This is a genomic window from Micromonospora sp. NPDC023814, assembly GCF_040639595.1.
Taxonomy (GTDB): Bacteria; Actinomycetota; Actinomycetes; order Mycobacteriales; family Micromonosporaceae; genus Micromonospora.
On the sequence record NZ_JBFAAF010000080.1, the window covers coordinates 1 to 22,077 of the forward strand.

Annotated in this window: 23 protein-coding genes; 14 read left to right on the forward strand and 9 right to left on the reverse strand. The window is 75.7% G+C overall.

What is annotated here, in order from left to right; all coding sequences use genetic code 11:
• Window positions 1-118 precede the first annotated feature (118 nt).
• The gene (locus AB0G14_RS29670; protein ID WP_357703019.1) at window positions 119-1,108 is read right to left on the reverse strand and encodes a DUF2267 domain-containing protein; all 990 of its coding nucleotides are present in this window, start codon (window positions 1,106-1,108) and stop codon (window positions 119-121) included.
• A gap of 211 nt (window positions 1,109-1,319) precedes the next feature.
• Here AB0G14_RS29670 and AB0G14_RS29675 point away from each other — a divergent pair, with 211 nt between their 5' ends.
• On the forward strand, window positions 1,320-1,634 hold the full coding sequence (locus AB0G14_RS29675) for a hypothetical protein (RefSeq protein ID WP_357703063.1): 315 nt from the start codon (window positions 1,320-1,322) through the stop codon (window positions 1,632-1,634).
• 332 nt (window positions 1,635-1,966) lie between these two features.
• On the opposite strand, the gene AB0G14_RS29680 is transcribed toward AB0G14_RS29675, so the two are convergent.
• Window positions 1,967-2,323 (reverse strand): STAS domain-containing protein, encoded by a 357-nt coding sequence (locus AB0G14_RS29680; RefSeq protein WP_357703021.1) that lies wholly within the window; start codon window positions 2,321-2,323, stop codon window positions 1,967-1,969.
• 235 nt (window positions 2,324-2,558) lie between these two features.
• Between AB0G14_RS29680 and AB0G14_RS29685 the strand changes: the two genes are divergently transcribed.
• The 5 genes from AB0G14_RS29685 to AB0G14_RS29705 all read left to right on the forward strand — a co-directional run bounded on the left by AB0G14_RS29685 (window position 2,559) and on the right by AB0G14_RS29705 (window position 6,595).
• Window positions 2,559-3,875, forward strand: a complete 1,317-nt coding sequence (locus tag AB0G14_RS29685; RefSeq protein WP_357703023.1) for a SpoIIE family protein phosphatase — start codon at window positions 2,559-2,561, stop codon at window positions 3,873-3,875.
• Complete coding sequence (locus AB0G14_RS29690) at window positions 3,872-4,921, forward strand: cobalamin B12-binding domain-containing protein (protein WP_357703025.1); 1,050 nt, start codon at window positions 3,872-3,874, stop codon at window positions 4,919-4,921. The genes AB0G14_RS29685 and AB0G14_RS29690 overlap by 4 nt, the downstream gene beginning before the upstream one ends.
• Window positions 4,922-5,003: 82 nt before the next feature.
• Entirely contained in the window at window positions 5,004-5,351 is a 348-nt protein-coding gene (locus AB0G14_RS29695; protein WP_357703027.1) for an STAS domain-containing protein, read from the forward strand.
• Between the two features lie 70 nt (window positions 5,352-5,421).
• Complete coding sequence (locus tag AB0G14_RS29700; RefSeq protein ID WP_350712209.1) at window positions 5,422-5,868, forward strand: response regulator; 447 nt, start codon at window positions 5,422-5,424, stop codon at window positions 5,866-5,868.
• Window positions 5,869-6,046: 178 nt separating this feature from the next.
• The gene (locus AB0G14_RS29705) at window positions 6,047-6,595 is read left to right on the forward strand and encodes an ATPase (RefSeq protein ID WP_357703029.1); all 549 of its coding nucleotides are present in this window, start codon (window positions 6,047-6,049) and stop codon (window positions 6,593-6,595) included.
• A 14-nt stretch (window positions 6,596-6,609) separates the two neighbouring features.
• On the opposite strand, the gene AB0G14_RS29710 is transcribed toward AB0G14_RS29705, so the two are convergent.
• The 3 genes from AB0G14_RS29710 to AB0G14_RS29720 form a co-directional block, all read right to left on the reverse strand.
• Window positions 6,610-7,452 carry a hypothetical protein gene (locus tag AB0G14_RS29710; RefSeq protein WP_357703031.1) on the reverse strand — a complete coding sequence of 281 codons (843 nt, stop codon included), beginning with the start codon at window positions 7,450-7,452 and terminating at the stop codon, window positions 6,610-6,612.
• Window positions 7,453-7,845: 393 nt separating this feature from the next.
• Window positions 7,846-8,274: an OsmC family protein gene (locus AB0G14_RS29715; protein ID WP_091106530.1), complete on the reverse strand. Its 429-nt coding sequence runs from the start codon at window positions 8,272-8,274 to the stop codon at window positions 7,846-7,848.
• Window positions 8,275-8,456: 182 nt separating this feature from the next.
• Window positions 8,457-9,404 (reverse strand): serine/threonine-protein kinase, encoded by a 948-nt coding sequence (locus AB0G14_RS29720; RefSeq protein ID WP_357703033.1) that lies wholly within the window; start codon window positions 9,402-9,404, stop codon window positions 8,457-8,459.
• A gap of 174 nt (window positions 9,405-9,578) precedes the next feature.
• Between AB0G14_RS29720 and AB0G14_RS29725 the strand changes: the two genes are divergently transcribed.
• From AB0G14_RS29725 to AB0G14_RS29735, 3 genes are all read left to right on the forward strand, one after another.
• Entirely contained in the window at window positions 9,579-9,806 is a 228-nt protein-coding gene (locus AB0G14_RS29725; protein WP_357703035.1) for a hypothetical protein, read from the forward strand.
• Window positions 9,807-9,967: 161 nt separating this feature from the next.
• Window positions 9,968-10,714: a response regulator transcription factor gene (locus AB0G14_RS29730; RefSeq protein WP_357703037.1), complete on the forward strand. Its 747-nt coding sequence runs from the start codon at window positions 9,968-9,970 to the stop codon at window positions 10,712-10,714.
• Between the two features lie 28 nt (window positions 10,715-10,742).
• Entirely contained in the window at window positions 10,743-12,188 is a 1,446-nt protein-coding gene (locus AB0G14_RS29735; RefSeq protein WP_357703065.1) for a HAMP domain-containing sensor histidine kinase, read from the forward strand.
• Window positions 12,189-12,201: 13 nt separating this feature from the next.
• Here the strand turns inward: AB0G14_RS29735 and AB0G14_RS29740 are convergent, their stop codons facing one another.
• On the reverse strand, window positions 12,202-13,056 hold the full coding sequence (locus tag AB0G14_RS29740; protein ID WP_357703039.1) for an arginase family protein: 855 nt from the start codon (window positions 13,054-13,056) through the stop codon (window positions 12,202-12,204).
• A gap of 38 nt (window positions 13,057-13,094) precedes the next feature.
• On the opposite strand from AB0G14_RS29740, the gene AB0G14_RS29745 reads away from it, so the two are divergent.
• Window positions 13,095-13,781, forward strand: coding sequence for a helix-turn-helix domain-containing protein (locus AB0G14_RS29745; RefSeq protein WP_357703041.1), 687 nt, complete (start codon window positions 13,095-13,097; stop codon window positions 13,779-13,781).
• Between the two features lie 72 nt (window positions 13,782-13,853).
• Here the strand turns inward: AB0G14_RS29745 and AB0G14_RS29750 are convergent, their stop codons facing one another.
• Entirely contained in the window at window positions 13,854-14,249 is a 396-nt protein-coding gene (locus AB0G14_RS29750; RefSeq protein WP_357703043.1) for a VOC family protein, read from the reverse strand.
• A 191-nt stretch (window positions 14,250-14,440) separates the two neighbouring features.
• Between AB0G14_RS29750 and AB0G14_RS29755 the strand changes: the two genes are divergently transcribed.
• The 4 genes from AB0G14_RS29755 (at window position 14,441) to AB0G14_RS29770 (ending at window position 19,631) form a co-directional block, all read left to right on the forward strand.
• Window positions 14,441-14,590, forward strand: a complete 150-nt coding sequence (locus AB0G14_RS29755) for a hypothetical protein (protein ID WP_350685822.1) — start codon at window positions 14,441-14,443, stop codon at window positions 14,588-14,590.
• A gap of 7 nt (window positions 14,591-14,597) precedes the next feature.
• Window positions 14,598-16,022, forward strand: a complete 1,425-nt coding sequence (locus tag AB0G14_RS29760) for a class I SAM-dependent methyltransferase (RefSeq protein ID WP_357703045.1) — start codon at window positions 14,598-14,600, stop codon at window positions 16,020-16,022.
• The gene (locus AB0G14_RS29765) at window positions 16,015-18,072 is read left to right on the forward strand and encodes a sulfatase-like hydrolase/transferase (RefSeq protein WP_357703047.1); all 2,058 of its coding nucleotides are present in this window, start codon (window positions 16,015-16,017) and stop codon (window positions 18,070-18,072) included. The genes AB0G14_RS29760 and AB0G14_RS29765 overlap by 8 nt, the downstream gene beginning before the upstream one ends.
• A 275-nt stretch (window positions 18,073-18,347) precedes the next feature.
• A complete protein-coding gene (locus tag AB0G14_RS29770) occupies window positions 18,348-19,631 on the forward strand; it encodes a citrate synthase (RefSeq protein WP_357703049.1) in 1,284 nt (427 codons plus the stop codon).
• Between the two features lie 87 nt (window positions 19,632-19,718).
• Here AB0G14_RS29770 and AB0G14_RS29775 read toward each other — a convergent pair whose 3' ends face one another.
• Window positions 19,719-21,122: a glycosyltransferase family 4 protein gene (locus AB0G14_RS29775; protein WP_357703051.1), complete on the reverse strand. Its 1,404-nt coding sequence runs from the start codon at window positions 21,120-21,122 to the stop codon at window positions 19,719-19,721.
• A gap of 233 nt (window positions 21,123-21,355) precedes the next feature.
• Complete coding sequence (locus AB0G14_RS29780; protein ID WP_357703053.1) at window positions 21,356-22,045, reverse strand: fasciclin domain-containing protein; 690 nt, start codon at window positions 22,043-22,045, stop codon at window positions 21,356-21,358.
• Window positions 22,046-22,077: the final 32 nt, after the last annotated feature.

A 22,077-nucleotide genomic window follows, 5' to 3' on the forward strand; every position in this document is an offset into this window, starting at 1 on the left:
GGGTCTCCGTCAGAGGAACGGACTGAGTGGGCACCCGGCCCGCCCGGACGGCTCGGCCCGCCCGTCGTGGATCCGGTGGTTGCCGAACGCCGGGAGTCGCCCGCCGGCCCGCGCCGGGTCAGCCGGTGGCCATCCCGGCGCCCGCCTCGTCGATCGCGTCGTCCACGGCGTGGGCGAGGTCCACGTCCATCGCGGTCACCACGGTCACCGCGCCGGCCCGCCGGGACCGTACGGTCACCACGGCGGTGGTCGCGTCGGGGCGGCCGATTCGCGGCCCGCGCCCGGTCTCCTGCCGCAGCTGGTCGATCAGGTCCAGCACCCGGTCGAGGTTGTCGGCCGGCAGCTGGATCGTGCGCGACAACGCGTTGCCGTCGCCGGACCAGTACGGCAGCCCGGCGAGCGCCTCCCGCAGGTCCGCGTCGCTCAGCGGGGGCGTGGCGGTGGTCGCGCCGACCACCCCGCCGCCGACCGGCGGCGGTTGCAGCAGCTCGCGCAGGCCGTCGGGCACGTGCAGCGATTCGACCAGGTCGCCGTCGTGGTCGGCGAGCGCCGCCACGGTCGCCTCGGCCTGGTAGCGGGCCTGCTCCGGGGTGCGTCCACTGATCCGGCCCACCTCGGCCAGGAAGCCCGGCAGGTCCTGGCGCCGCCTGATGCCGTCCACGGGGACCACGTCGTGCAACTTCGTCGGCACCGCCGCGAGCAGCCGCCGGCGTTCCGCCTCGTCCAGCGCCCAGGCCAGCACCAGCACCGTCGACTCGACCCCCACCTTGGCGGTCCGGAAGTCGGCCCCGGTGCGGCGGACGACGTCGTCGACCAGCGCGCGGTACCCCATCGGGGTCACGCCTGGCGCGGCGAGGCCCGGATCCGGAGTGGGCCGGGGCGACTCGGGGACGCCGGCCGGCGGCGGCGCCGGCCCGCCGCGCGTGGTGTCGGGCTTGTGTCGCCTGCCGGCCGGCGGCGGCCCGGCGCGCTTGCCCCGGTCCAGGTGGGTGAGCTGCTTGGAGGCGCTCAGGCTGGCCCCCGTCTCGCTGGCCTGCATGCCGCGCTCGCGGGCCTGGCGGGCCAGCGAGCGGCGGCGCTGGTTGTCGCCCTCCATCTGCTTGCGCATGGTGACACCTCGCTTCCGCTGGTGTGCCTCGCTTCCGCCGGTCGCCTTCCCGCCGTCGCCGCCACCGAAACGGACGTCGGCGGCCGGGCCGGTGGCCCCCGGGCAGGGGCGGGAGCTTCATCCGGCGGGGGTGAGGGGCGATCACCCGGCGGGGCCCGACGATCGCAGTGGACCGGAGCACTTCCGATCGGACGCGGAAGGACAGGTCGTGATGAAGAGGATCGCCGAGATCGTCCCCGCCCGACCCGGCTGGTACGCCCGCTGGCGTCTCTCGCCCGAGGACACCCGCTGCTACCCGGTGAGCCTGTGGGCGCTGCTGGAGGAGGCCGACGGCTCGGGCCGTGAGGTCGTCGGAGTGGACTGCATCGGGCAGTGGCCCGGAGCGGACGACAACGAGGCGGGTGGGGAGTTCGTCCGCTATCTCTTCCAGACTCCCGATTCCGGACCACCGGAGGACGCCGAGCCGCCAGGGGCCCGGCAGCGGCGGTCGACCGGGCCCCGCCTCCAGCCGGTCACCGCGCCCTGAGCCTCACTCCGGCCCCCCGGCCCCTGGTCCCAGGGTCGGGGGGCCACCCCACGCGCCGTGCGGACAGCCGACGCCGGACGCGAAGGGACCCTTCACCCGGTGAGGGGGCCGGCCGCGCCCGGGGCGACCTCATCCCGGTCCCGTAGCCCTCCCGGCGCAGCTCGGCAACCGCCGCGACGAGCGCCGGGGCAAGTCGAGCTCACCGGCCAGCCGAAGCCGGGCGCGCCCGGCGTCGAGCCGGGTCACCTCGATGGTCAACAGCTGCGCGGCCATGTCGCCCATGCTTCCAGCCGCAGCCCGGGGCGCACAGCCCGGGGCCGGGCGGGTCGGCGTCAGGCCGGGCCGGCGGGACTGTCGGCGGCGCCGGGGTGCGCGGCCAGGTGGTCGCCGAGCGGTCGGGCGAGCAGGCCCGTGACGCCGGTCATGTCGAGGATCGACTCCAGGAAGCGGGGCACCCCGCGCAACTGGAGGGCGGTGCCGCCCTGCTGGCCCTCCCGCCACGCGTGCACGATCACCCCGAGGCCGGTGCTGTCGATGAAGAGCAGGTCGCCGAAGTCCAGCACGACCGCGGGCGGGGCGTCCGCGAGCACCCGGTCGATCTCGGCCCGCAGGGGTGCGGCGGTCGTGTAGGCGAGGTCACCGCCGACCCGGATGAGCGGCGCCCCCGGATCGGACCGGTCGACGGTCATGCTCAACGGGGTCGCCGCCGGTTGCCTCCCATGGGACAGCACGATCACGCCTTTCCGCAGGCTGCCGGTCCGGCAGGGTCGAGGGGATCGTAACAATCCCCGCCCGGCACTCCCGCTCCCCGCGCTCGCACCCGACGGGGCGCACGCGGCCCCGGACTGGTCCGAGGTCGTTGAGCACTTCCGTGAGGGTCTCGTCGTCTGCGACGCCCACGGCGTCGTCCGGCACGTCAGCCCGGTGGCGGAGCGGCTGCTGCCCGAGGTCGCCCCCGGCGAGCTGCTCGCGGCGGCGGGCATCGCGGGGCTGCCCGCCGGCGGTGACTTCACCCATCACGGCCGCCGTCTGCGCGCCCGGCAGGTCTCGCTGTCGGCCGCCCGCTGCTGCTGGTACGTGGAGGACGTCACCGAGAGCGTCACGCGCGCCGACGCGCTGCTCGCCGAGCGGGCCCGCTCGGCGTTCCTGGCCGTGGTCGGCGAGAAGCTCGGCAACCCGCTGCACCCGGACCGGGCCGCCGCGGCGGTCGTCCGGCTCGCCGTGCCGACCCTGGCGGAGGTGGCGGTGCTGGTGCGGGCGCCCCGGTCCGGGCGGGCGCGCTGGTGGCGGGCCACCCGCGCCGACGACGACGCCCCCGCCGTGGACAGCGGCGTCCTGCCCGCCGTCGAACCGCCCGCGGCGATCGCCGCGGGGTTGGACGGCGGGGAACCGCACACCCTCGACTGGCTGGTCGAGCAGGCGGTGTCGGCCGGCTGGCTGCCCGGCCTGACCGAGGCCTGCGCCCGGGTGGTGCCGCTGCCCGGCCGGGACGCCCCGGCCGGCGTGCTGCTGGTCGCGCGGCGCGCCACCCGGTGGTACGACGAGGCCGACACCGAGCTGGTCCGGGCCTTCGCGGCGCGGGCCGGCGCCGCCCTGACCACGGCGTTGCTCTACCGCGACCAGGCCGAGGTGGCCGACACCCTCCAGGCGAGCCTGGTGCCGGTGGAGCCGGCCGAGGCCGCCGGGGTGCAGTGGGGTACCGCCTACCGGCCGGCCCAGGCCGGCCTGCGCATCGGCGGTGACTTCTACGGCTCGCACCGGCTGGCCGACGGCGGTTCGGTCTTCTTCCTCCGCGACGTCGCCGGCAAGGGTGTCGAGGCGGCCGTCTTCACCGGCCAGCTGCGCCAGTGCCTGCAGGCGCTGCACCGGGTGGAGTCGCAGCCCGGGCGGCTGCTGAAGCTGCTCAACGACGCGTTGCTGGAGACCACCCGGGCGCAGGGCCAGGGGCGTTTCGCCACGATGGTGCTGGGGGTGACCGAGGCGCGCGGTGGCCGCCGCGGCGACGAGCAGTTCGGCACCGAGCGGCTGGTCCACGCGCTCACCGGCTGCCACCGGATGCCCGCGCCCGCGCTGGCGGAGCGCGTCGAGCAGGTGACCTGCGACTGGCTGGCCCACGGCGACCACGACGACATCGCCGTGCTCGCGCTGCGTGCGGCGGGCCCGGGCGAGCGTACGCCCCGGCACCTGCACGCGGTGCCCGTCCCGACCGGCAGCGCCGACACCGGGGAGACCCGACCGTGACCACCCTGGCCGCCCAGGCCAACCCGGCGGGCGCCTGGCCCGGATACCTGCACTGCCTCGAGGAGGCGGACGAGTACGCCGCGATCGGGGTGGCCACCGGGCTGCTCGAGGCCGGCGTTCCGGCCGAGCGCGTCCTGCTCGACCTGGTCGCCCCGGCACAGGCCGAGGTGGGGGAGCGGTGGGCGCGCAACGAGTGGAGCGTCGCCCAGGAGCACGCCGCGACGCACGTCAGCGAGCGGGTGGTGGCGGCGGTCGCCGGGTACGCCAACCCGCGCCCGACCCGGGGCCGGATCGTGGTGGCGTGCATGGACGGCGAGTGGCACGCCCTGCCGCCCCGGCTGGTCGCGGAGGTGTTGCGGCTGCGGGGCTGGCACGTCACCTTCCTCGGCGCGAGCGTTCCCGCCGCGCACCTGGTGTCGTATTTGCACCGGCACGACGCGGACGCGGTCGCGCTGGCCTGCGCGCTGCCGATGCGGCTGCCGCACGCGCACCGCATGATCGAGGCGTGCCGGCGCTCGGACGTGCCGGTGGTGGTCGGGGGTCGCGGCTTCGGCGCGGACGGGCGCTGGGCCCGCCGGCTCGGCGTGGCCTGGGCGCCCGACGCCCCGGCCGCCGCCGACCTGGTCGCCGACGAGCGGGCCCTGCGCCGCACCCCGCCGGCGGAGCTGGCCCACCAGGCTGACGACGAGTACGCCAGCCTGGTGCGGCGGCGCGGCGAACTGATCGACGGGGCGCTGGCCGACCTGCGGGAACGTGCCCCGGCCACGCGCGACTACACGCCCGCACAGGTGGACTCGACGGTCAGCGACCTCGGGTACATCGTGGACTTCCTGGCCGCCGCGCTCTACGTCGACGACGGCTCGCTGTTCGCCGAGTTCGTCGACTGGCTGGTGGACATCCTCACCAGTCGCGGCGTGCCGGCCCCCGCGCTGGGGTCGGCTCTGGAACACTACGGGCGGGTCCTGCACGACTTCCCCCGCGCCGCGCGGTTCCTCGACGCGGCCCGCTCGTCCGTGGCCGCGCGGGGCGGCGCAGGGTCGCGCTGAGCGCGCTGCGGCCCCGGCCGACCCCCTGCTTATACTTGCTGCACTGCAAGCATCCGTCTGCGGTGGAGCGAGGGGGACCACGGTGACGTTCACCGTCACGTACGCCGATCGCCAGGGCGGCGGGGCCTGCCTGCGCCTGGCCGGCGAACTCGACCTGGGCACCGCACCCGAGCTGAACGCCGCGATCGACCGGCTGGTCGACGGCGGTGAGCGGCACCTGCTGGTCGACCTGACCGAGCTGGTCTTCTGCGACTCGACCGGGATCGCCGCCTTCGTCCGGGGCGACAATCGGGTCGCCGCCGACGGCGGCTGGTTGCGAGTGACCGGCGCCAGCGGCCGAGTCGACCGGGTGCTCCAGGTGACCGGGCTGGCCGATGTGCTGAGATATGAACCTGACACGGCCGACCCGACCGCACAGGCCGCCGGTTGATCAGCTACATTTCCCCGCCGGCATCGAGGACCGTACGGTCTTCCGTACCACTGACACGAAGCAGGTAGCGATGCGCGCAGACAGGCCCGGTCCCGTTCGCATCCTGGTGGTGGACGACGACCCGGGCGACGTACTGATGATCGAGGAGGCCCTCGCGGACTCCGACGTCGACAAGGTTATCGACGTCGTCGGCGACGGCCAGGAGGCGATGGAGTTCCTGCGTCAGGAGGGGCGGCACACCGAGGCCCGGCGCCCCGACGTCATCCTGCTCGACCTGAACATGCCGCGGATGGACGGGCGGCAGGTGCTCGGCGCGGTCAAGGGTGACGAGGACCTGCGCACGATCCCGATCGTGGTGCTGACCACCTCCAACGCCGACACGGACATCGTGGGCAGCTACACGCTCCAGGCCAACGCCTACGTGACCAAGCCGATCGACCTGGACGACTTCAACGACGTGGTGCGCCGCATCGACGAGTTCTTCGGCCGGGTGGTCGTGCTGCCGAAGCGCACCTGACGCCGCACCACCCGCCGGCCGCATTGTCCACGCCGGGCCGCCCACCGACACCCCGCGAGGCGCTCGACCCGCGTCGGCGCTCGCATGCTGAACATTTTTCCCGAACCCCCTCGGCGGTCGCCGCCAGCGCCGAGGATCCAGGTGGGGAAGAAATACCAGCTGCCTGGGGGGCGACAGTATGAGGTTCTCCGTCGTTGAGACCGGTTACGACCAGCGGCAGGTCGATTCCTGCCTCGACCAGCTCGGCATCCGGTTGACCCGGCTCGCGGCCCGGGCCGAGGGCGCCGCGGGGGCCGGTCGGGAGTGGGACGAGATCCGTGACGAGGCGTCGGCGCTGTGCGGCCTGCTCCAGCGGCTGGACCTCGGCGACCGGGGGGTGGGCCGGTACGGGGTCGGGGGCGCCGAGCGGGAGGCGGCCGACATCCTGGCCCAGGCGCGCTTCGAGCTCGACGCGGCCCGCGAGGAGGCCCGGCAGGTCCGCGAGCGGGTCTACGCCGAGGCGGTGCAGGCCCGCCGGGACTTCGAGGCGGCGCTGTACGCCCGGCGGCGGCGCGAGGCCCGGGCGGACCAGATCCTCGGCGGGCTCGCGGGCGAGCCGGTGCCGGCCGACACCCCGACCGCTGCGGCCGGGCTGACCGGCGGCGGCGTGCCGGCGACGCGGATCGCCGCGCGTGGTGGCGCCGACGCGTCCAGCGAGCCGCCGGGCGGTCGCGCCGGGATCCGCTGACCCCGCGCGCCGCCTCAGGTCAGCGCGGCGACGATCGTCGTGGCCCGATCCTCGTGCTGGGCGTACGCGTCGGGGAAGGCGGACACCTGCACGGCCTGGGCCGCCCCGGCCACGCTCATCTCCTGCCAGCCCGGGATCTCGCGCAGCGCCTCGTAGAACGCCCGGGCGGCGTACGCGGGGCGCATCAGCTCCCGCACCGTGCCCCAGCCGCTGCTCGGGCGCTGCTGGAACAGGCCGACCGAGTCGTGGTCCGAGCCGCTGCCCTGGTGCGGGTACTGCTGGGACTCCGGGAGCACGTCGCTGGCCAGGTTGTAGAGGTTGCTCTCCTGCATGGCGGTCGCCACGGCGACCACCAGGGCCCGCCGGGGCATCTTCAGGTCCTCGCCCACGTCGACGATGATCTTGGCGTTGTCCATCTGGGCCTGGGTGAGCCCGGCGACGGGGCGGGGGCGGGCCGGTTTGGCCGGTTTGGCCGGGGCCTTGCGGGTGGCCGAGGGGGTCGGCCTGGGCGTCGCGCTGGCGCTGACCACCGGGGCGGGCGAGGCGGCCCGGTCCAGGGAGCGGGAGGCACGCTCGTCGGTGGCGGCCCGCTCGGCCACCGCCTCGGCCACGGGCTCCCGAGGGGTGTCGGTGTCGCCGCGGGTGCCGGCGAACGCGGCGGCGCCGAGGCAGCAGGTCACGCCGGTGGCGAGGGCCACCCGGACGGGGGTCGAGGAGAGCAGGGCCCGGCCGCCGCGGCGCTGCCGCTCCGGGGCGCGATGACGGCCGATCGTCCGTTCGGTTGAGGCGGGATCGGCCGCAGCGGTGGCCGGTCGATCCTGGGTCAGCTTCTGGTCGAGGGGGTCGTCGGGACTCACCCGCCGAGGCTAGAAAGGCGAGCGCGAGTTGCCATCGGCCTGGTTGGTGGCATGCGCCACAATTTGCGGCTATCCACCTCCCCATTACGCCCGGCCAGTCACCAAGCGCGTGTTACTCGCCTGTCGGGTCTTTCGCTTATGCCCGATAAAGAAGTAGGAAAGGGGCGAATAGTCGATCTTGGGGCGCGGGTCGTGGCGTCGGCTCGCCCTCCACGGAAGGACCGATGCGGCAGTCAGCCGTTCGGGCCGCCGTCGGTCGGCTGCGAGGGCGACCCGCACGTCGGCCGGGACGGGCCAGAGGTGGCCTCGGTCGCCGCGCGCCCGGCGCGTGCCGCCGGGGCCCACGACGCGCCGGTGGCCTCGCGGGTCTGGTTCGCCCGGGTGACGGTGAGGTCAGTGCCGGCCGTTCTCCGCGGGCGTGACGGTGAGTCGGTGCCGGCTGGCGTCACCGCTGGAGAACGGCCACAGCCGGTCGGCGTGCTCGACGAGCTCGGCCAGTTGCTGGCGGGTGAGCCCGGCCGACGAGATGGAGGCGTGCACGTCGGCCCGATACCGGCCGTCGTCGTCGCGCCCGAGCTTCGCCTCCGCCCGCACCTGCACGGTGTGCGCCTCGTCGGTGATCTCACCGGCTGCCTCCACCGCCGCGTGGTGCAGGCAGGACGCGAAGGCGGCGGCGAGCAGCTGCTCCGGGGTCAGGCCCGAGCAGTGCGGCGCCAGCGGGGACGCGAGGGCCGTGGAGAGCCCCCCGTCGTCGGTGCGTACGTGGCCGCCCTCGGCGGTCGCGGTGGCCGTCTCGTTCAGCCAGGAGCTCGATTCCGGCATCGCGTTCCTCCCGTTCACTCACCCGCCCGGCTACCCGGCCCCCGAGCCGTGAAACCGCAGGTGGTGGCCGGGACTGCGGGCGTGACGGCGGCGGCCGGCGCCGGCGGACGGCTCGGCCCGGTGCGGAGGTGGCCGCGCCCGGACGGCTCGGCCGGAGCGGAAGGCGGCCGCGCCCGCACGGCTCAGCCGGCGCGGGTGGACCGGTCGGGGACGGCCGCCGCCTCGGTCACCTCGGCCGCCGCGCGTTCCGTCCACGGGGACACCTGGCCGCCGCGCTGCCGGGGCGCCATCGGCTGCCGCATCGGCACGTACACCCGGGCGTCCACCGCCTCGGCCAGCAGCAGCGCGGCCACCAGGCTGGTCGGCCGGTCGGCCGGGTCGTCGGCCAGGCAGCGTGCGCACAGGTCGGCCACCTCCGGGGGCAGCCCGTCGATCTCGGGCAGCGGCTGCGGGGGTTGCCGCCGCCGCACGCCGAACAGCTGCGTCGTCGTGCCCGCCTGGTACGGCAGCCGCCCGGCGAGGCAGTAGTAGAGCAGCACGCCGAGGGCGTACATGTCGGCGGCCGGGGTGGCGGGTGCCCGCTCCAGCTGCTCGGGCGCGAGGTACGCCGGCGTGCCCACCACGATCCCCTCCGGCGACCGGTCCGGGGTGCCCGAGGGGGTGGCGATGCCGAAGTCGAGCACCTTGACGCCGGACGGGGTCAGGATGACGTTGGCCGGCTTGACGTCGCGGTGCACGATGCCGTGCGCGTGGGCCGCGGCCAGGGCGGCGCTGACCTCGGCGCAGACCCGGACGGCGATGCGCCAGTCCAGCGGCCCGGCCCGCAGGTGCGCCGCGAGCGTCTCGCCCTCGGCCAGCTCCATGACGATGTAGGGCACCTGGCCGCCGGGCAGCGTCGCGCAGGTGCCGAAGTCGTGCACACTGGCCACGTTCGGGTGCACCAGCCGGGCCGCGGAGCGCGCCTCGGCGCGGATCCGCTCCACCGAGGTGTCCGGTTCCTCCTGGCCGGGGGACATCACCTTCACCGCCACCGGCCGGTCGAGCACCGCGTCGTGGGCCCGCCAGACCTCGGACATGCCGCCGATGCCGATGCGCTGTTCGAGCCGGTACCGCCCGTCCAGCGTCCTCATCGACCGCTCCTCGTCTGCCGCCACCGCCCGTCCCCGGGCGTCCGCCGTGTCGCCTTCGCTGCCGTTACCCGGCCTCCGATCAGGGCAAACCGCAGTCGGTTCCGGGCGGGGGCAGCCCGCGCTGCGGTAGCTTGCGAGCCGAGGCCGCTGTCGACCCGGACCGGAGGTGCGCGGATGGGCGAGGTGACCGTACGCTTCGTCGGCGGGCCGGCCCACGACCTGGTCCGGGCGCTTCCCGCCGGGCCCGACGGGTCCCCGCCGGCGCGCTGGGTCCTGCGCCATCCCGACGGGGCGGGGGCGGCCGGCGGCGGGCCGGACCACCTCTACGAGCGCGAGCACGCCGGCGGCGGCACGTGGACGATGCGCTTCGTGCACACCTATCCCGTGGGCATGACGGAATGACCCCGCCCCACCCGTGGTGCGGCTGACCGGCGGCAACCGGGCCAGCCCGGGCTCGGTGGTCGCACCGCGCAGCAGGCGGCAGCGGGTCGGCACGGCCGCGCACAGCGGGCACACAGGTGGTGCACAAGGCGGGCACAGCCGGCCGGTCCACGATGGGGACCATGACGACCGAGGGGCAGGCCGGAGCGGGCCGCGTGGAGCTGCGTCGCCCGGACGGCGAGCCCGTCCGGGTGCTGGTGGTCGACGACGAGCCGACCCTGGCCGACCTGCTGTCGATGGCGCTGCGCTACGAGGGCTGGCAGGTGCGTACGGCGGGGGACGGGATGTCGGCGCTGAGCGCGGCGCGGCAGTTCCGGCCGGACGCCGTGGTGCTCGACGTGATGCTGCCGGACCTGGACGGTTTCCAGGTGCTGCGCCGGCTGCGCGAGCATGCCCCGACGGTGCCGGTGCTGTTCCTGACCGCCCGGGACGCGGTGGCGGAGCGGATCGCCGGCCTGACCGTCGGCGGCGACGACTACGTGACCAAGCCGTTCAGCCTGGAGGAGGTGATCGCCCGGCTGCGGGCGCTGCTGCGCCGGTCGGGCTTCGCCGTCGCCGCCCGTACGGACGCGGTGCTCACGGTCGGCGACCTCAGCCTGGACGAGGACAGCCACGAGGTCTGCCGCGACGGCGAGTCGATCACGCTCACCGCCACCGAGTTCGAACTGCTGCGCTACCTCATGCGCAACCCGCGTCGGGTGCTGAGCAAGGCGCAGATCCTCGACCGGGTCTGGAACTACGACTTCGGCGGCCAGGCCAACGTGGTCGAGCTCTACATCTCGTACCTGCGGAAGAAGATCGACGCCGGCCGGCAGCCGATGATCCACACGCTGCGTGGCGCGGGTTATGTCCTCCGCCCGGCGGACTGAGCGGCCGGCCGCCCGGCTCCGCGGCCGGCTGGCCGGCCTGTCGCTGCGCACCCGGCTGGTGGTCATCCTGGTCGCCCTGCTGGCCCTGGTCAGCGTCGCCATCGGCGGGATCACCACGGTCGCGCTGCGGCAGTTCCTGATCGACCGGCTGGACGAGCAGTTGGCGCCGATGCGCGGCGCTCCCGGCCGTGGCACGCCGTCCCCGTTCGAGCCGCCGCCCGGCGCCGACGTCCGGCCCGACGTGCGGATCCCGCGCGGCTTCCCGCCCGGCACCGTCACCGCCGAGGTGGTCGACGGCCGGGTCACCCGGGCGTGGACGCTGTCGGACCGGCAGGACCGGGCCGTCGGCGTCGACGAGGTGGCGGGCCTCGCCGACCTGCCCACGGACGGCCGGCCCCGCACCCGCGACCTGGGGCAGCGCGGCGACTACCGGGTGGTGGCGCGCCAGTTCCCGGACGGCACGGTGCGCGTGCTCGGGCTGCCCCTGTCGGGCGTGTCGGAGACCGTCTGGTGGCTGGTCGCCGCGCAGGCCGGCGTGGCCGCCGTCGGGCTGCTGCTCGCCGGCGGCGCCGGCGCCCTGATCGTGCGGGCCACCCTGCGCCCGCTGCGCCGGGTGGCCGCCACCGCCGGCCGGGTCAGCGAGCTGCCCCTGGACCGGGGCGAGGTGGCGCTGTCGGTGCGCGTCCCGGCCGCCGACACCGACCCGCGTACGGAGGTCGGCCGGGTGGGCGCGGCGCTGAACCGGATGCTCGGGCACGTCGCCGCCGCCCTCGCCGCCCGCCAGGCCAGCGAGACCCGGGTACGCCAGTTCGTCGCCGACGCCAGCCACGAGCTGCGCACCCCGCTGGCCGCCATCCGCGGGTACGCCGAACTCGCCCGGCGTGGCCGGGAGGGAGTGCCGCCCGACGTGGCCCACGCGCTGCGCCGGGTCGAGTCGGAGAGCGCCCGGATGACCAGCCTCGTCGACGACCTGCTGCTGCTGGCCCGGCTGGATTCGGGCCGCCCGCTCGCGGTCGGGCCGGTGGACCTCCCCGCGCTGGTGGTGGACGCGGTCAGCGACGCCCGCGTCGCCGGACCGGAGCACCGCTGGCAGCTCGACCTGCCCGACGCCCTCATCCGGGTCACCGGCGACCCGGCCCGGCTGCACCAGGTGCTGGCGAACCTGCTGGCCAACGCCCGGGTGCACACCCCGCCGGGGACCACCGTCACCACCACCCTGCGGGTGGCCGGGGACACTGCCGTGCTCAGCGTCGCCGACGACGGTCCGGGCGTGCCGGTGGAGCTGCGGGACGAGGTGTTCGAACGCTTCGCGCGGGGCGACAGCTCCCGCTCCCGGGCGCACGGCAGCACCGGCCTGGGCCTGGCCATCGTGGCCGCCGTCGTGGAGGCCCACGGCGGCACGGTCGGGATGGACAGCCGGCCGGGCCGGACGGTGTTCACCGTCCGTCTGCCGTACATCGCGACCGGGACGTAGCGCCGGTCCCCGGTCAGTCGGCCAGCAGGTCGGCGAGGACGGCCGCGATCCGCTCCGCGTGCCGCCCGTCGGGGTCCTCGTCGGCGTTGAAGTCCGTGACGCTCATCCCGATCAGCCGGCCCGAGCGCACCAGCGGCCGGACCAGCGCCGCGAGGTCGGCCCAGTCCAGGCCGCCCGGCTCGGGGTAGCTGACCGCCGGCAGCACGACCGGGTCGAGCACGTCGAGGTCGAGGTGCAGCCAGGCCGGCGTGGTGCCGATGGCCAGGCCCCGGCCCACCGCCGCCGCGTCGGGCCCGCGCAGCCGGTCGGCCGGCACCAGGTGCACGGCCGGGTCCACCCGGACGGCTTCCATGCCCTCCGCCACGTCCGGGTCCGGCGGGCGGTGGCCGAGCACGTGCACCTGGTCGGGGTCGACCAGCGGCCCCTCCCGGTCGAGGACGCCGGCCGGGCCGTGGTCGGTGACGATCGACAGGTCCATGTCCGCCGCCTCGCCGGTGGGCGAGGTGCGCCCGTCCTCGAAGTCGAGGTGGGCGTCGAGGAACCACAGGTCGAAGCCGGCCGGCAGCCCCAGCAGCGTGCCCGGCAGGATCGCGCAGTCGCCCCCGAGCACGAGAGGGCTGTGCCCCGCGTCGAGCAGCTCCGTCACGCGGGCGGCGATCGCCCGGGTGGCCCGCCGCAGGTGTTCGACGCCGATCACGCCGGTCTCCGGGTCGCGGACGGGATCGGTGACCCGGGCGTCGACCGCGCCGGCGTCCGCCGCGCCCAGCCGGCCCAGCAGCCCCGCCGACCGCAGCGCCGCAGGTGCCCGCCGCTCGCCCCGGCCGCGGCCGGAGGAGTCGAGCGGAGCGTCCAGCACCGACCATCGCACACTCGGAAGGCTAGTCGGGTCGTGGCAGGCTGGGCGGCATGTACCGGGAACGTCCCGCCGGGTTTGCCGGCGCGGTGCTCTGGACCAGCACGACGCGGGCGGGTGCCGCGCCGACCCGGGTGCTTCCCGACGGCTGCGTCGACCTGCTCTGGACGAGCCGCGGCGGCCTGCTCGTGGCCGGGCCGGACCGCACCGCGCACCTGAGCGGCGGCGGGCCGGCGCAGCGCTGGGTGGGGCTGCGGCTGCCGCCCGGTGTCGGCCCGGCGTTGCTCGGCGTGCCCGCCGTCGAGCTGCGCGACCGACGGGTCCCCCTGGCCGACCTGTCGGGCGACCGCGACGTCGACCGGCTGGCCGAGCGGGCCGAGACCGCTCCGGCCGCCGTGCTGACGGAGATCGCCGCGGCGCGGCTGCGGGCGGCCGGGGGGCCGGACCCGCTCGGCGTCCGGGTCGCCGCCGCGCTGGCCGCCGGCACGACCGTGGCGGCGGCCGCCGCCGAGGTCGGCCTCGACCCGCGCGCCTTGCACCGCCGCAGCCGGCACCTGTTCGGGTACGGCCCGAAGACCCTGGCCCGGATCCTGCGGATGGGGCGCGCCCTGGCGCTGGCCCGCGCCGGCACCCCGCTGGCCGAGGTGGCGGCCCGCTGCGGGTACGCCGACCAGGCCCACCTCACCCGCGACGTGCGGGACCTGGCCGGGGTGCCGCCGACCGTCCTGCTGTCGCGCTGAGCGAACCCGGTCCAGCCCTGCGGTCCGGGCCTGCGAAGGCGGGCCGGTCCGGCCTGCGCGGGCGGACCGCGCTCACCCCTGGGTGAGCGGGGCGAACAGGTCCACGCGGTTGCCGTCCGGGTCGAGCACCACCGCGTACCGCTGGCCCCAGAAGGCGTCCCACGGGGGCAGGTGGCCCGGGTGGCCCTCGGCCACCAGTTCGGCGTATAGCCGGTCCACCTCGGCCGGGTCGGCGCACCGGAACGCGAGCCCGGCACCGCCGCCGCCCCCGGGCTTCCAGTGCGGGTCGAACGAGCGGACGGTGTCGGCGGTGTCCCAGGCCAGCCGGAGGCCCCCCGGCAGGGTGACCTCCACGTGCGGCTCGGTGTCGGCCTCGGCCGGGATGTCGAGGCCGAGCCGGCGGTAGAAGGCGAGCGAGCGTGGCAGGTCGCTGGCGACCATGCCGATGAGGTCCAGTGTCGGTGCCATGGCTGCCACGGTAGGGGCGGTCCAGGGCGGGCGTCTTGAACGAAACGGACGCCGGGTGGAGTGCCCGGTGTGGCCTTCACGGCGGGGACGATCGGCGTACGGTGTGGGACAAGTCCGGCTTTCCGGCCATATCCCTCATAGGGTGCGACCGGGCGCGCCGGCGGTCGAGACGGCGAGGGAAGGAGCGGTCGGTGGAACACCTGGCCTACCTGGACGCGGGGTCCGGCAGCCTGATCGTGCAGGCGGTGGTCGGCGGGGTGGCCGGCGCCGCGGTGGCGGCCAAGCTCTACTGGCGGCGGCTGGTCGACCGCTTCCGCCGCCAGCCCACCGACCACCGCTGACCCGGCGATGGTGACCCCCCACACCGGCGTACGCGCCGACCCCGGGTCGTTCCGCGACCCGGCCAACCGGGTCTTCCATCTCGGCGACGACGTGCTGCGCGGGCTGGACGAGCGGGCCGCCCGGGAGTGGCGCGCACTGGCCGCCGCCGAATTCTTCCCGCCGCTGCTCGCCACCGGCAAGGTCTGCGGCACCGAGCCGGTCGAGTCGGCGCGGGTGCCCACGGCCGCCCGGTGGGCGGCCGTGCTCCGCCACGAGCGCATCCCGTTCGTCTCGCACCCGTACGAGTGGTCCTTCGCCATGCTGCGGGACGCGGCGCTGCTGCACCTGGAGATCCTGCGGGCGGCGCTGCCGGCCGGGTTCACCACCAAGGACGGCTCGGCGTACAACCTCCAGTGGCGGGGGGCGGAGCCGGTCTTCATCGACGTCGGCTCGTTCACCCCGGCGCGCGACGGCGAGCCCTGGGCCGGCTACCGGCAGTTCTGCCAGACCCTGCTCTACCCGCTCCTGCTCGGCGCCCACCTCGGGCTGGACTTCCAGCCGTGGCTGCGCGCCCGGGTCGACGGGATCGAGCCCGACCAGATGCGCCGGCTGTTCGGCGGGGCGCGCCGGCTGCTGCCCGGCGTGCCCACCCACGTGCACCTGCACGACGCGATGCAGCGCCGCAACGCCCGGGCCAGCACCGCCGACGTCCGGTCGCAGCTACGGGCGGCCGGCTACTCCCGGGAGCTGGCGCTGGCCACCGTACGCGGGATCGAGAAGCTCGTCCGCCGGCTGGAGCACCGCCCGGCCGCCAGCCACTGGGTCGACTACCAGCGCACCTGCGCTTACACGGCCGACGACCGGGCCGCGAAGGAACGCTTCGTCGCCGAGGCGCTGGCCGACCCGCCGCGTCCCCGCCTGGCGCTCGACCTCGGCGCCAACGACGGCCGGTACGCCCGGCTCGCCGCCCGGCAGGCCGACTACGTCGTCGCGGTGGAGCAGGACCCGGCCGTCGTGGACGGGCTCTACCGGGCGCTGCGCGACGAGGGCGAACGGCGGATCCTGCCGCTGGTGATGGACCTCGCCGACCCGTCCCCCGGCGGCGGCTGGCGGGGCGTCGAGCGGGCCTCGTTCGCGGACCGCGCCCGGGCGGACGTGGTGCTCGCCCTGGCCGTGGTGCACCACCTGGCGATCGGGCGCAACGTGCCGCTGACCGAGGTGCTGGACTGGCTCGTCGGCCTCGCCGCCCCCGGTGGCCGGTTCGTGGTGGAGTTCGTCCACCCGGAGGACCCGATGGCCCGCCGGCTGCTGGCCAACAAGCCCGAGGGACTCTTCCCGGACTACCGGCGCGCCGAGTTCGAACGGCTGCTGGGAGCCCGGTGCCGGATCGCGCGCCGTCTCGACCTGCCCTCGGGCACCCGGACCCTCTACGCGGCGGTCGTGGGTGGCTGAGCCGGCGGGCCCGGCGGACCACACCGCCCCGGCCGACCCGTCGCCGGCGTCCGGGCGGGCCGGCCGGTCGCCGGGCCGGCGGGCGGAACTCGGCCGGCTGGCGGAGGTCGCCGCCCTCGTCGGCCTGGTGGTGACCCAGCCGCTGCTGGACGTCCTCGGCCGCAGCCCGGACTTCTTCCTGTTCCACCGGGCGGACCGGCGCGAGATCCTGCTGCTGGTCGCGCTGGTCGTGCTGGTGCCCACGGCGGCCGTGGCGCTGCTCGGCGCGCTGTCCCGGCTGGCCGGGCGGGCCGCCCGCTCGGTGACGCACACCCTGCTGGTCGGGCTGCTGCTCGCCGCCCTGGCCGTGCAGGTCGGCCGGCACGGTACGCCGCTGCGGGGCGTACCGCTGCTGCTGGTGGCGGCGGTGGCCGGCGCCGCCGGGGCGGTCGCGCACCGGCGGTGGCGCGCGCCCGGGCGGGTGCTGCGGCTGGCCGCCGCCGGCCCGCTGCTGTTCGTGGGGCTGTTCCTGTTCGCCTCGCCCACCTCCACGGTGGTGCTGCCCCGCGGCGAGGGCGGCGCTGCCGGGGCGGCCGGGCCCGGCAACCACCCGCCGGTCGTGGTGCTGGTCCTCGACGAGCTGCCGCTGGTCTCCCTGCTCGGACCGGACGGGCGGGTCGACGCCGCCCGGTACCCGCACTTCGCCGAGTTGGCCGCCGGCTCCACCTGGTACCGCAACGCCACCGGCGTCGCCGGCTGGACGCCGTACGCGCTGCCGGCGATGCTCACCGGCCGGTACCCGCAGCGCGCCGCGGCGCCGCACTACTCGCAGTACCCGGACAACCTCTTCACCGCCTTCGGCGGCCTGTACGACATCCGCGCCGAGGAGAGCATCACCCGGCTCTGCCCGCCCAGCCGGTGCGAGTCGCCGGTCACCCCGGAACAGGGGATGGGCGTGCTCGTCCGGGAGACCGGCGGGCTGCTGCGCCGCCTCGCCGGCCCCGTGGACAGCCGGGTCGACCCGGAGGACTCCTACCGGGAGCGCACCCGAGCCGAGGCGGGCATCGACGACGCCGAGCCGGTGCCGGCGGACCCGAAGTTCCGCTGGGACAGCCTGAACGCCAACCAGCCGGCCCGGTTCACCAGTTTCCTGGCCGGACTGCGCCCGGCATCCCGGCCCACGCTGCACTTCCTGCACCTGCTGATGCCGCACTCCCCGTGGGCGTACCTGCCGTCCGGGGTGCGCTACGACGCCCCGGAGGACCTGCCGAACGACGGCGACGGCTGGGTGGAGCTGGCCCACCGGCGCCACCTCGCGCAGCTCGGCTACACCGACCGGCTGATCGGGGAGACCCTGCGCACCCTGCGGGCGCGCGGCCTCTACGACGAGGCCCTGCTGGTGGTGACCGCCGACCACGGGGTCAGCTTCACCAAGGGCGCCCAGGGGCGCGGGATGGACGCCCTCCGGGCCGCCCCGGACGAGGTCGCCTGGGTGCCGATGTTCGTCAAGACCCCCGGGCAGCGCGCCGGGCGGGTCGACGACCGGAACTGGCAGCACGTCGACCTGCTGCCCACCATCGCCGACGAGGCCGCCATCGGGCTGCCGTGGCGGGTCGACGGCCGGTCCGCCCGCGAGGCCCCGCGCGCCGAGACGGGCAAGGTCTTCTACGACCGCCCCGGGGAACCGACGCCCATCCCCGGCGGCGTGCCGACCCCGCCCGCGCCGCCCGCGCCCCACCCGCTCGTGGGCACCGTCGTCGGCGACCGTCCGAACGGCGGCACCGCCCGCGTCGCCGGCCTGTCCGGGTTCCGGGCCGTCGACCCGGACACCGGCCGGCTGCCGGCGGCGGTCTGGGGCGACGTGCCGGACGAGGTGCCCTCCGGCACCCTGCTGGCGGTCGCCGTCAACGGCCGGGTCGGCGCCGTCGTCCCGGTGGTCCCCCGGGACGCCGGCGGTCGCCGCTTCGCCGCCCTGGTCGCCGACGACCGGCTCTTCCACGCCGGGGCGAACCGGCTGGACGTCTACCGCGTCGCCGCCGACGGGACGCTGCGCCGCCTCGACCTGTCCTGAGGCGCCACGGCCCGCCCGCGACGGGCGCGCCCTGCCCACCGTGGCGCGCACCCTGCCCGCCTGTGACGGGCGGCCGGCCGGTAGCGTTCCCATGCCCACGCGGGCGGGGGCGGCCCCGCCGTGCCCGAAATGGACGGGGTTTCCCGGCCCGCTGGTCGGGAATCGGGTGACGCAGACCTCACCGCCGAACCACGGCGGGCGGTATCCCCGCGACCGTGATTACGGTAAAAGCGAAGGCAATTCAACGCAGATCTGCCGGCGAAGCGAGGGACCACATGACGGAAGTCAAGCTCGATCACCCCGGTGGGCAGCTTTCGATGCCGGTGCAATCCGCGGTCGAGGGCCCCGCCGGCATCGGGGTGGGCAAGCTGCTCAAGGAAACCGGGATGACGACGTACGACCCCGGTTTCGTGAACACCGCGGCCTGCTCGTCCGCGATCACCTACATCGACGGCGACGCGGGGATCCTGCGTTACCGCGGGTACCCGATCGAGCAGCTCGCGGAGAAGTCCTCGTTCCTGGAGGTCTCCTACCTGCTGATCTACGGTGAGCTGCCGAGCCAGCAGCAGCTGACCGAGTTCACCGAGCGGATCCGGCGGCACTCCCTGCTGCACGAGGAGATGCGCCGCTTCTTCGACGGCTTCCCGCGCGACGCGCACCCGATGGCGGTGCTCTCCTCGGCCGTGAGCGCCATCTCGACCTTCTACCAGGACAGCCTGGACCCGTTCGACTCCTCGCACGTCGAGATGTCCACGGTCCGGCTGATGGCGAAGGTCCCCACCATCGCCTCGTACGCCTACAAGAAGTCGATCGGCCAGCCGCTGCTGTACCCGGACAACTCGCTGGGCTACGTGGAGAACTTCCTGCGGATGACCTTCGGCGTGCCGGCGGAGCCGTACGAGGTCGACCCGGTGGTGGCCAAGGTGCTGGACATGCTGTTCATCCTGCACGCCGACCACGAGCAGAACTGCTCCACCTCGACCGTGCGGCTGGTCGGCTCCAGCAACGCCAACCTCTTCGCCTCGGTCTCGGCCGGCGTGAACGCGCTCTTCGGCCCGCTGCACGGCGGCGCCAACCAGGCCGTGCTGGAGATGCTGGAGAAGATCCAGGCCGACGGCGGCGACGTCCACTCCTTCGTCCGCAAGGTGAAGGACAAGCAGGACGGCGTGAAGCTGATGGGCTTCGGCCACCGGGTCTACAAGAACTACGACCCGCGCGCGGCGATCGTGAAGAACGCGGCCCAGGACGTGCTCGGCCGGATGGCCAAGCCGGACCCGCTGCTGGACATCGCGATGCAGCTCGAGGAGATCGCGCTGGCCGACGACTTCTTCGTGTCCCGCAAGCTCTACCCGAACGTGGACTTCTACACCGGCCTGATCTACAAGGCCATGGGCTTCCCGACCAAGATGTTCACGGTGCTCTTCGCGCTGGGCCGGCTCCCCGGCTGGATCGCCCAGTGGCGCGAGATGATCAACGACCCGGAGACCAAGATCGGCCGCCCGCGGCAGATCTACACCGGCTCCCCGGAGCGGGCGTACGCCCCGTTCTCGGAGCGCTGACCTCCGCCGCGCATCGCACACAGGCCGCCGACCCCGCGAGGGTTCGGCGGCCTGTCGCGCTGTGGGGGGAGGGGCGGGGCGCGCCGGTCAGCGCATGCCGGCGGCGGCCAGCAGGTTGCCCTCCGCGATGGCCGGCAGGGCGCGGCCCCGGGTCATCCGCTCGGCGGCCCGCTCGGCGGTGAAGGCCGGCGCCGTGGCGATCGCCGCGGCGTAGGCGGCGGCCGTGCGGTGCGCGATCGCCGTCCAGCCGTACCGCTCGTGGACCATGGCGTGGGCGCGGCGGGCCAGCTCGCGGGCCCGCTCCCGGTCCGACAGCAGGGCGTGCACGGCGTCGGTCAGCCCGTCCGGGTCGTGCGGCCGGAAGGTCATCCCGGTGACGCCCGGCTCGACGATCTCGGCCAGCCCGCCGGTCGCGGCGACCGCCAGGGGCGCGCCGGCGGCGGCGCCCTCCAGGGCCACCATGCCGAACGGCTCGTAGATGCTCGGCACCGCGAAGCAGTCCGACGCGGCCATCACCGCGGGCAGGTCGGTGCCGCCGAGGAAGCCCGGGAGGCTGACCGTGCCGGCCAGGCCGAGGCGGTGCACCTCCGCCTCCAGTTCGCCCCGGTACGGGCCGTCGCCGACGATGACCGCGCGCAGCCCGGGGTGCCGCTCGCGCAGCCGGGGGAGCCCGGCGATCAGGTGCTGCACGCCCTTCTCGTAGACCAGCCGGCCGGCGAAGGTGACCAGCGGGCCGTCCCCGGCGAACCGGGCGCGGGCCTGCGCCACCGCGGCCGCCGACGCCCGCCAGCGGTGCGGCTCCACGCCGTTGGGCACCACGTCGACCCGGCCGGCCGGCACGCCGAACAGCCCGGTCACCTCGTCGCGCATGTAGCCGGAGCAGACGATCACCCGGCCGGACTCGCCGGCCAGCCAGTGCTCGACGCCGTGGATGGTGCGGTTCATCTCCTCCGGCAGCCAGCCCTGGTGCCGGCCGGCCTCGGTGGCGTGGATGGTGCTGACCAGCGGGATGTCGAGGTGCTCGCGCAGGGTCATCGCGGTGTGCGCGACGAGCCAGTCGTGGGCGTGGATGACGTCGTACGAGCCGGCCTCGGCGGCGCGCAGAGCCGTCCGGGTCAGCGTGTGGTTGAACGCCATCGTCCAGGCCAGCAGGGAGGAGGTGGCGAGCGGGAAGGTCACCGGGTCCTCGGCGGCGCGCAGGATGCGGACGCCGTCGGCGTACTCCTCGAGGGGCGCGCCGTCGGCGTGCCGGGTGACGACGGTGACCTCGTGCCCGGCGGCGGCCAGGGCCACCGACAGGGCGTGCACGTGCCGGCCGAGCCCGCCCACGAGCACGGGCGGGTACTCCCAGGAGAGCATCAGGATGCGGCGGGTCTGCGGGGGCGTGCCCGGCCCGGCGTGCGCCGGGACCTGGGGCCGGGAGGTGAGGGTGGGCCGGTGGACCCGACCCGGGGAGGTGGTGGGCTGCTCGCCGACCCGCAGGGTCGTCACATCAATCTCCGTCCATGCATGAAGGTGCGCCGGCAGCGGTGGCGGCGAGACAGTGGTGGGGGTGGCCGAGGGGCCGAGGGGAGACGCGCGGGCGCGTCCCGTGAACAAGCAAAGGGCATCGCGGTCGATCCCGCATCCCGAAAAGGGCCAAGGTGACGAGGACACCGGCCGCCGACCCCGGGTGCGGGGTCGGCGGCCGGTGTCGTGGGCCGGCTCGGGAGCCGTCGGGCCGCTCAGTGGTAGTCGTCCTCCTCGCGGGCGGTGTCCGGCAGGCTTCCGAGCACCTTGTTGATCACGTGGATCCGGGCGCCGGCGGCCCGGTAGTCCGCGCAGACCGTCTCGGCCCGGTCGGCCAGCCGGGCCCCCGGCCCGGCCGCGGTGACGGCGAGGGTGGTGCCCGCGAGGGTGGTGACGGAGCCGGCGGCCACCAGTTCGGCGGCCGAACGCACCCCGCCGACCAGGTGCTCCTTCAGCAACCCCCGCAGCGTGTCGGTGTCCTTGAGCAGCAGGTGGTCCAGGTTGGCGGTGGAGAACTTGGCCCGGAAGGCGTCGTCGGTCGGGGCGAGGATGGTCAGCCCACCGGCGGCGGACAACTCCTCGGCCATCCCGGTGGCCCGGACCGCCGCCTCGAACGTGGTGAGCACGGGAATCCAGGTGAGGGCCTGGTCGGGCGACTGGCCCACCAGCGAGCCCGGACTACCCGGCTCGGCCCCCGACGGCAGCACGTCGCACAGCGGCCCGGTGACCGCGACCGGTGTGGCGTCGCCGGTGCGGTCCGTCGCGGCGGGCCTCTCCTGCTGCGGGCTGGTGCACCCGGTCACCGCGACCAGGAGGGCCAGAGCAGCCCCGGCCACCGCCCGCCGGCGGCGGGCGGCCCGGGACCGGTTTCCGGAGCATGGCCCCGGGATGAGGGTGTCGGGCACGGACTTCTCCACTTCGGAACGGGTACGGGTGG

What these genes read in the sequence shown, in the direction of transcription:
- AB0G14_RS29700 (WP_350712209.1), top strand. Translation starts at nt 5,422, where the DNA reads ATGCGCGCAGACAGGCCCGGTCCCGTTCGCATCCTGGTGGTGGACGAC.
- AB0G14_RS29760 (WP_357703045.1), top strand. Translation starts at nt 14,598, where the DNA reads ATGGTGACCCCCCACACCGGCGTACGCGCCGACCCCGGGTCGTTCCGC.
- AB0G14_RS29670 (WP_357703019.1), bottom strand. Translation starts at nt 1,108, where the DNA reads ATGCGCAAGCAGATGGAGGGCGACAACCAGCGCCGCCGCTCGCTGGCC.
- AB0G14_RS29770 (WP_357703049.1), top strand. Translation starts at nt 18,348, where the DNA reads ATGACGGAAGTCAAGCTCGATCACCCCGGTGGGCAGCTTTCGATGCCG.
- AB0G14_RS29745 (WP_357703041.1), top strand. Translation starts at nt 13,095, where the DNA reads ATGTACCGGGAACGTCCCGCCGGGTTTGCCGGCGCGGTGCTCTGGACC.
- AB0G14_RS29725 (WP_357703035.1), top strand. Translation starts at nt 9,579, where the DNA reads ATGGGCGAGGTGACCGTACGCTTCGTCGGCGGGCCGGCCCACGACCTG.
- AB0G14_RS29675 (WP_357703063.1), top strand. Translation starts at nt 1,320, where the DNA reads ATGAAGAGGATCGCCGAGATCGTCCCCGCCCGACCCGGCTGGTACGCC.
- AB0G14_RS29730 (WP_357703037.1), top strand. Translation starts at nt 9,968, where the DNA reads ATGACGACCGAGGGGCAGGCCGGAGCGGGCCGCGTGGAGCTGCGTCGC.
- AB0G14_RS29720 (WP_357703033.1), bottom strand. Translation starts at nt 9,404, where the DNA reads ATGAGGACGCTGGACGGGCGGTACCGGCTCGAACAGCGCATCGGCATC.
- AB0G14_RS29715 (WP_091106530.1), bottom strand. Translation starts at nt 8,274, where the DNA reads ATGCCGGAATCGAGCTCCTGGCTGAACGAGACGGCCACCGCGACCGCC.
- AB0G14_RS29705 (WP_357703029.1), top strand. Translation starts at nt 6,047, where the DNA reads ATGAGGTTCTCCGTCGTTGAGACCGGTTACGACCAGCGGCAGGTCGAT.
- AB0G14_RS29750 (WP_357703043.1), bottom strand. Translation starts at nt 14,249, where the DNA reads ATGGCACCGACACTGGACCTCATCGGCATGGTCGCCAGCGACCTGCCA.
- AB0G14_RS29680 (WP_357703021.1), bottom strand. Translation starts at nt 2,323, where the DNA reads ATGACCGTCGACCGGTCCGATCCGGGGGCGCCGCTCATCCGGGTCGGC.